We start from the raw sequence: 7,119 nt of genomic DNA, 5'->3' as shown, positions 1-7,119 counted from the left end.
ATCCAGTTGGATAACGGTAGATTTCACAAAGCCAAGCGACTGAAGGTGCCAGACAACATCGTTTTGATGTTTCAGCCGCCCCATTGTCCCGAACTCAATCCGATCGAGCAGGTGTGGCAGTATCTCAAGCGACGACTGCGCTGGAGTTTGCCAACAACTTTAGACCAATTGCGCCAGCAGGTGAAAGAACAACTCGGCGCACTAACACCAGAAGTGGTTGCCTCAATTGTGGGGCGGCAGTCTATTTTAGATGCTCTATCTGTAGCCGGACTTTAGAGAATTGGTATTAGTTTGTATAAACCCTGCATTAGGGTAAAGTTTGCTTGATTTATGTTCCGTTTACATAAGTTCTGTAAGTGACAAATAACGAATGGCAAACAATCCATGCCCCGTCCATTTAACAATGGCTACCCTAGAACTATTCGGGTGAGATTTGGCATTTTTCCGCGAAAACGGCCAAACGTCAGCCTTTTAGTGAATCAGGAGATGAGGGTATGGGTATCGCCACAGTTAACCCAGCAACAGGAGAGACATTAAAAAACTTTGAGCCGCTCAATGATCAGGAAATTGCTCAGAAGCTAGATCAGGCGCAAAAGACGTTTGAGTACTATCGCCACATTCCGATCGCCCAAAAAGCTGAATGGATGAATGCAGCGGCAACACTGCTGGTTGATCGGCGAGAGGAGTTTGGCAAAATCATGGCACTGGAGGTAGGCAAGCCTATTGCTTCAGCGATCGCTGAAGCCGAAAAATCCGCCTGGGTTTGTCGCTACTACGCTGAAAATGCTGCTCAGTTTTTAGCAAACGTACCGATTGAAACGGATGCGAGCCGCAGTTTTGTGAGCTATCAGCCGATCGGAGTGGTGCTAGCCGTGATGCCCTGGAATTTTCCGTTTTGGCAAGTTTTTCGCTTTGCGGCACCTGCTTTGATGGCAGGTAATGTGGGGCTGTTAAAACACGCTTCTAACGTGCCCCAATGTGCCCTAGCGATTGAAGAAATTTTTCGAGAGGCAGGCTTTCCGACTAGGGCCTTTCAAACGCTGCTGGTCGGTTCTGATAAGGTGGCTCAGATTGTCACCGATGAGCGGGTGAAAGCCGCTACTTTAACCGGTAGCGAACCCGCTGGAGCTAGCCTTGCCAGCCTTGCCGGAAAGCTAATTAAGAAAACGGTGCTGGAATTGGGCGGCAGCGATCCGTTCATCGTGCTGGAAAGTGCCGATTTAGAAACAGCCGTTTCCACCGCTGTAACTGCCCGAATGATTAACAGTGGACAGTCCTGCATTGCGGCAAAGCGGTTCATTGTGCAGGAGGCGATCGCCGACCAATTCACCGAAAAGCTGGTGGCAAAATACGCTGCTCTGAAAGTGGGCGACCCAATGAATCCTGAAACGGACATTGGACCGCTGGCAACTCCTGGCATTCTCAAAGATTTGGATCAGCTGGTGCAAACCTGCATTGAGAAGGGCGCAAAAGCGTTAATCGGCGGAAATCCCCAGGATGTGCTAACCCGGTCAGTCGTAGCGCTTCAGCATGGAAACTTTTATCCTCCTACTATCCTGGCTGATTTTCCTCCGGGCACCCCAGCCGATGACGAAGAATTTTTTGGCCCGGTTGCGCTGCTATTTCGTGTGCCTGACATTGACGCTGCAATTCGCCTGGCAAATAGCAGTCCCTTTGGGTTAGGAGCAAGTGCCTGGACGGGAATACAAGAAGAAGGCGATCGCCTTGCCACAGAGCTAGAAGCCGGAGCCGTCTTCATCAACGGCATGGTCAAATCCGATCCGCGATTGCCGTTCGGGGGGGTCAAACGGTCAGGCTACGGACGCGAACTCGGCATCCAGGGTATTCACGAATTCGTCAACATCAAAACTGTTTGGATGAAATAACCCCACCCCCACTCGCTGCACCCACTCCATCTACAGTTCAAAGGAAATCAACATGAGTGAAATGAATACAGCAGAATTACTCGTGCAATGCCTGGAAAATGAAGGCGTTGAATACATCTTCGGCTTGCCGGGTGAAGAAAACCTGCAAATTTTGCAGGCGCTCAAAAACTCCTCAATCCGCTTCATCACCACTCGCCACGAGCAGGGTGCAGCGTTTATGGCAGATGTTTACGGGCGGCTAACTGGCAAGGCTGGAGTTTGTCTATCAACGCTAGGTCCAGGTGCAACCAACCTGATGACGGGCGTTGCGGATGCCAATCTCGATCGCGCTCCCCTGGTTGCGATTACCGGACAAGTGGGCACTGACCGAATGCACATTGAATCTCACCAATATCTAGACCTGGTGGCAATGTTCTCACCGGTCACTAAGTGGAATACTCAGATCGTCAGACCTAGCAACACACCCGAAATCGTCCGTAAAGCTTTTAAGGTAGCGCAGACGGAAAAACCTGGTGCCGTACACATTGACTTGCCGGAAAATATTGCTGCGATGCCAGCCGTGGGACGACCGCTGAAAACCGATGGACGAGAAAGAACCTTTGCAGCCTTTCACAGCATTGAGAAAGCAGCCACTCTGATTTCGCAGGCAAAAAATCCATTAATCCTAGTCGGAAATGGTGCAATTCGGGCTAATGCTAGTGAAGCGCTGACCGAGTTTGCGACCCGGCTTAATATTCCTGTCGCCAATACGTTTATGGGCAAAGGAGTAATTCCCTACACGCACCCTCTAGCACTTTGGGCTGTCGGGCTACAGCAGCGGGATTACATTAGTTGCGGATTTGACAACACAGATCTGGTAATTGCGATCGGCTATGACCTGATTGAGTACTCCCCGAAGCGATGGAATCCTACGGGCGAGATTCCGATTATCCACATTGATGACACCCCCGCCGAGATTGACAGTAGCTACATTCCGGCGGCTGAAGTGGTGGGAGATATTTCTGACTCGCTGGATGAGATCTTTAAGCGCAGCGATCGCCAAGATAAACAAGACCCCTACGCGCTGTCCCTGGGAGATGAGATTCGCGATGATTACAAGCAGTACTCTAACGATGATGGGTTCCCAATTAAGCCGCAAAAGCTGATTTACGATTTGCGCCAGGTGATGGGACCAGAGGATATTGTGATTTCGGATGTGGGTGCTCATAAGATGTGGATGGCGCGTCACTATCATTGCGATCGCCCCAACACCTGCCTGATTTCTAACGGTTTTGCAGCAATGGGCATTGCTATTCCAGGAGCTGTTGCTGCCAAGTTGGTTGCTCCCGATCGCAAGGTTGTTGCCGTTACGGGAGATGGTGGCTTCATGATGAACAGTCAGGAGTTAGAAACTGCTCTACGCGTCGGCACACCCTTTGTCACGATCATCTTTAACGACGGTGGCTATGGCTTAATTGAGTGGAAACAACTCAATCACTATGGGGAGTCAAACTTTGTTCACTTCACCAATCCTGATTTTGTCAAACTGGCGGAGAGCATGGGTTTGAAAGGTTATCGGGTTGAGTCCAGCACCGACTTTATTCCCAAACTCAAGGAAGCTTTGGCTCAAGACGTGCCTGCTGTGATTGATTGCCCTGTAGACTATCGGGAAAACCTGCGCTTCAGCCAGCGATCGGGTGACTTGAGTTGCAACATTTGAGCTAAATCCTGAGTTGGGCGATCGCCATCGCTCTAGAACAAGGGTCCTAAGCCCCTTGTTGCTTCTGGACATAGAACTGTCTTGTGTAGGACCGTATTAAGTAGTATTAAGTAGAATACTAAAGTGCAGAGGCAACTTATGCTCAAATCAGGATTAGCGCTCTTTTTTGGTTTACTCCTGACCAGTTTGTGCTGGATGAGTGGGGAGCTGCCTGCGATCGCCCAAACCACCTCAACCATAACCCTTGCATCTGCCACCGCATCATCAGGAGAAAAATCATTGTTTTCGTTTTCAGGAACACCCCCGACTAACTTAGGTGTAAAAGCAGGCAAACTGCTGGAATGCCCCAACACCCCCAACTGCGTCAACAGCCAGACCCCTGCATCTGATAGTGAACACAGCATCCAGCCGATTTCTTACAGCTCAACTCCAGAGCAGGCTTTAGCAAACTTAAAAGCTGTGATTCAAGACCTGCCACGGACCAAAATCGTGAGTGAAACCGACGATTATGTCTATAGCGAGTTCGCTACTGCCTTGATGGGCTTTGTTGATGATGTTGAGTTTTACCTGGACAAAAGCCAAAGTGTGATTCACGTCCGCTCCGCTTCCCGTTTGGGAAAATCTGACCTTGGCGTAAACCGCAAGCGTGTAGAAGAAATTAGAGCAAAATTTGCAGCGCTAGAAGCTTGATGTGAGTTTCTAGAAGCGTAAAAACGGGATGGAGGTAAAACTTCCATCCCGTTTTTCATATTTGTAGGTGTCTGTGGCGAAGTCGCCTTGATGTCTCAATCTGTAGGCGATCGCCAGTTTTGTAGTCAGTAAGGGTGCAATGCAGGCACCCGGCATTCTAGTTGAACCCTGCCAATACCAGTGCCGCACCGCAAATTAGCGCCAAGATCGCCAACACAGAACCAGCGTTGGGACTGCCTTTCCAGGAATAATTTTTATCTTCCATGATCCCTTTCCTATTTGTTAAGTTTATGCCTCTATTGTTGCACTATATTACGCGCAGTTCATTACCCCTTGGTCGGAGAAATTAGGGAAACGGGGGCGATCGCAATTCACCCTACAAATCTGGGCACTGTAGTTAGCGTAGTTTCACTTGAAGTATTGGCGATTTAGATAAATTGCTGCAATGCTCGCCACTTTTAGAAGAAAGATGATTATTAAAGAGTTAGATCAATTTACAGCAGAAGATAAGTTTGCTAAAGCCGGAAGAGTAGCCGAAGAACAAATGGCTCATTACTTGAACAGAGCCTTCAAGAATGATGAAAGTGTGCGAGTTTTTAACGGAATTCGACTAAAGAAAGAGCAGGATGCAGCACAGATTGATCATCTGATTTTGTCTCAACATGGAATCATCATTATTGAAAGCAAAAGTGTCACCAGCGAAGTTTATATTAATCCGCATGGAGAATGGAGCCGACAGTTCGACGGCAAGTTAAAAGGAATGCCTTCTCCAATCCTTCAAGCGAAACGACAAGGTGAGTTTCTTCGAGAATATTTGAATGATTATACTGAACTGTGTTTTAGGAAAATTTTGGGCTTTCAATTAACCTTTGAAGCAATGCCAATCGACCTAATTGTGGCGATCTCAGACAATGGAATTGTTCATCGTCCTGATGGAATCGCACTTGAAGAAGTTTGTAAAGCTGAGCAAGCTTGCGATCGCATTCGCACTATTTTAGAGAAATATCGCAAAGCTAATAGCTTGCTTGGCTTTAATTTCAGCTTAAACACCAGGGAAACAGGATGTCAGTTTAGTGAAGGAGCACTATCCAGACTTTCTCATCTTTTGTTGGAACAGCATAAACCTAGTCGAATGAGTCCTTCGCAGCAAGAAGAGAATCAGCCAGTTCTAGCTTCCACTTCAAAAAGTAAATCTGTTGTGGTTGCAAAATCTCAGCCTACAAAAGTAGACAAACCTGCTGCAAAACCTCAACCTGTAAAAGCTACGAAAATCCAAACTGGAAAGTACATTTGCCGTCATTGTCAAAGGAATGAACTATCAATAAGCTCTGGAAAATTCGGCTACTATTTCAAATGTTCGCAGTGTGAGGGAAACACCCCAATTCAATCCGTTTGCCAAGCCTGTCACACTAAGCAAAGGATTCGCAAAAGCGGTCTTCAGTTTTTTGCAGAATGCGATCGCTGCAACACATCCGGCTTGTTCTACACCAATCCTTCGGTTTAGAAAAGCTACAGAACCCGCAGCAAACTAGCAACGCTATTCACCGCTTCAAAGGTACGAATTTCGTCTAGCGCCTGATGAAAATTGCCCTCGCGCACATGATGCGTGACGACAACGATTTCAGCCTGGTTGTCTCGCAGTCCAATTTGCACAACCGATTCTAAACTGACGCTGTGATTGCCAAAACAGGTGCCCAATTTGCCGATCACGCCAGAACTGTCCTGGGTAAGGAATCGCGCGTAAAAGCGGGTGACTAGCTCAGACATGGGGGCGATCGCACAATAATGCTGATGAGAACAGGCTAACAGGGGGTCAAGCTGAGGTGGTTGGCCGTCTGTAGCTGCGCCTCGACCAACTTTGAGAATGGCGGCGATGTTGAGAATATCAGAAACAACCGCACTGGCTGTCGGTCCGGCTCCGGCACCTGGACCAAAGAACATGACCTGACCAATCGGTTCCCCTTCAACCAGAATGGCGTTGTAAACCTGATTGACGCTAGCCAGGGGATGGGTTTTGGGAATCAGCGTCGGGTGAACCCTGACCTGAAGCTGGTCGGGTGGGTCTGCCAGATTTGTTCCAGGTGAGGTGTCGCGTTTGGCGACCGCTAGCAGCTTGATCACAAAGCCTAGCTTGTCGGCATAGGCAATATCGGCAGCGCTGACCTGACGAATGCCTTCACAGTAAACCTCCGGCAGCTTGATCCGTCCGCCAAAGGCTAGAGATGCCAAAATTGCAATTTTGTCAGCTGCGTCAAAGCCATCTACATCAGTGGTAGGGTCAGCTTCGGCGTAACCTAGCTTTTGGGCATCGGCGAGAATTTCGGCAAAGTCGCCGCCCTCGGTTTGCATCCGCGTGAGGATGTAGTTGGTCGTGCCATTGACGATGCCCATCAGCGTATGGATACGGTTGGCGCAAAGCGATTGCTTCAGTGGCTCAATTACGGGAATGCCGCCGCCGACTGCTGCTTCGAGCAAGACGTACACGCCTGCTTCGGTAGCTGCGGCAAAAATTTCTTCCCCAAATCGGGCAATTACGGCTTTGTTGGCGGTGACGACGTGTTTGCCATTGGCGATCGCCTTCAAAATCAGCGATCGCGCCGGTTCCAACCCACCCAGCAATTCCACCACAATTTCCACAGCGGGATCGGTGACAATCGCTTCCAAGTCAGTGGTGACTACGCCAGGGGAAAAAGCCACCAAACGAGTTTTGTCAGGAGATCGCACCCCCACTCGGTAAATTTCTAGCTCTTGTACTAAAGGATGTCGCTGCGCTGGATCAAGCAAAATTTGCGCCGTTCCAGTTCCAACCGTCCCTAATCCCAACAAGCCAACCTTGAATGCCAT

Annotated in this window: 7 protein-coding genes; 5 read left to right on the top strand and 2 right to left on the bottom strand. The window is 48.9% G+C overall.

Going from position 1 to position 7,119, the window contains the following annotated elements:
• From H6G00_RS21020 to H6G00_RS21005, 4 genes are all read left to right on the top strand, one after another.
• The coding region (locus tag H6G00_RS21020; protein ID WP_190798216.1) for a transposase at positions 1–276 on the top strand (276 nt) is incomplete at its 5' end.
• A 218-nt stretch (positions 277–494) separates the two neighbouring features.
• Positions 495–1,886: an NAD-dependent succinate-semialdehyde dehydrogenase gene (locus tag H6G00_RS21015; RefSeq protein WP_190798215.1), complete on the top strand. Its 1,392-nt coding sequence runs from the start codon at positions 495–497 to the stop codon at positions 1,884–1,886.
• Positions 1,887–1,947: 61 nt separating this feature from the next.
• Complete coding sequence (locus H6G00_RS21010; protein WP_190798238.1) at positions 1,948–3,585, top strand: acetolactate synthase large subunit; 1,638 nt, start codon at positions 1,948–1,950, stop codon at positions 3,583–3,585.
• A 279-nt stretch (positions 3,586–3,864) separates the two neighbouring features.
• Positions 3,865–4,275 (top strand): DUF1499 domain-containing protein, encoded by a 411-nt coding sequence (locus H6G00_RS21005; RefSeq protein ID WP_347278210.1) that lies wholly within the window; start codon positions 3,865–3,867, stop codon positions 4,273–4,275.
• A 9-nt stretch (positions 4,276–4,284) separates the two neighbouring features.
• Here H6G00_RS21005 and H6G00_RS21000 read toward each other — a convergent pair whose 3' ends face one another.
• Positions 4,285–4,431, bottom strand: a complete 147-nt coding sequence (locus tag H6G00_RS21000; protein WP_190798214.1) for a hypothetical protein — start codon at positions 4,429–4,431, stop codon at positions 4,285–4,287.
• 313 nt (positions 4,432–4,744) lie between these two features.
• Between H6G00_RS21000 and H6G00_RS20995 the strand changes: the two genes are divergently transcribed.
• Entirely contained in the window at positions 4,745–5,779 is a 1,035-nt protein-coding gene (locus H6G00_RS20995; RefSeq protein ID WP_190798213.1) for a nuclease-related domain-containing protein, read from the top strand.
• Positions 5,780–5,784: 5 nt separating this feature from the next.
• Here the strand turns inward: H6G00_RS20995 and H6G00_RS20990 are convergent, their stop codons facing one another.
• Entirely contained in the window at positions 5,785–7,119 is a 1,335-nt protein-coding gene (locus H6G00_RS20990) for a homoserine dehydrogenase (RefSeq protein WP_190798212.1), read from the bottom strand.

This window comes from Leptolyngbya sp. FACHB-541 (genome assembly GCF_014695875.1).
GTDB lineage: Bacteria > Cyanobacteriota > Cyanobacteriia > Elainellales > Elainellaceae > JAAUTN01.
This window is presented reverse-complemented; position numbering and strand designations above follow the sequence as displayed.

What these genes read in the sequence shown, in the direction of transcription:
- H6G00_RS21015 (WP_190798215.1), top strand. Translation starts at nt 495, where the DNA reads ATGGGTATCGCCACAGTTAACCCAGCAACAGGAGAGACATTAAAAAAC.
- H6G00_RS21010 (WP_190798238.1), top strand. Translation starts at nt 1,948, where the DNA reads ATGAATACAGCAGAATTACTCGTGCAATGCCTGGAAAATGAAGGCGTT.
- H6G00_RS21000 (WP_190798214.1), bottom strand. Translation starts at nt 4,431, where the DNA reads ATGCCGGGTGCCTGCATTGCACCCTTACTGACTACAAAACTGGCGATC.
- H6G00_RS20995 (WP_190798213.1), top strand. Translation starts at nt 4,745, where the DNA reads ATGATTATTAAAGAGTTAGATCAATTTACAGCAGAAGATAAGTTTGCT.
- H6G00_RS20990 (WP_190798212.1), bottom strand. Translation starts at nt 7,119, where the DNA reads ATGGCATTCAAGGTTGGCTTGTTGGGATTAGGGACGGTTGGAACTGGA.